A 544-nucleotide genomic window follows, 5' to 3' on the forward strand; every position below is an offset into this window, starting at 1 on the left:
CTTTAGCTGAGTCAGATTCTCGGTCAGTTTTATATATCACCAATGGAGAATTGGTGGATAAAACCTTATCAACCTCTCGTTTTACGATGGCTAATTTAGGTTTAAACACATCGTATTCCGAGTATGGCGGAACGCTATTAAATAGCCAATTGATATTTACCTCTTCTCGAGAGAATGATCAGATGAAAAACAAGGTTCACGCATGGACCAACCAACAATACACGAAGTTATATTCGACTTCGATTTTAGAAGATGGCACCTTTGAGACGCCTGTTTTATTTGGGAAGGAAATCGCCTCCAAAGAGCTCAATATGGGAACTGCTATTTTTACCAAAGATGGCAATACGATGTATTTTACTAGTAATAACGGATCGGGAAGTAAGCGAGTCCAATATAACCAAGAGGATTCCTCCTTGCTTAACATCTATAAATCCCAAAAACAAAGTGATGGTAGTTGGGGCACTGTAGAAGCTTTGCCTTTTAATTTAGAGGCTTATAATACAGCCCATCCGGCTTTAAGTCCAGATGAAAAGTGGTTGTATTT

At 38.8% G+C, this 544-nt stretch carries 1 pseudogene; it reads left to right on the top strand.

From position 1 onward, the window contains the following. Nucleotides 1-544 (top strand): annotated as a pseudogene (locus ACMHJ2_RS17770) (flagellar motor protein MotB); the annotation flags it as partial.

Origin of the sequence: Myroides odoratus (genome assembly GCF_965118575.1) — a bacterium.
In the GTDB taxonomy this organism is placed as follows: domain Bacteria; phylum Bacteroidota; class Bacteroidia; order Flavobacteriales; family Flavobacteriaceae; genus Flavobacterium; species Flavobacterium odoratum_B.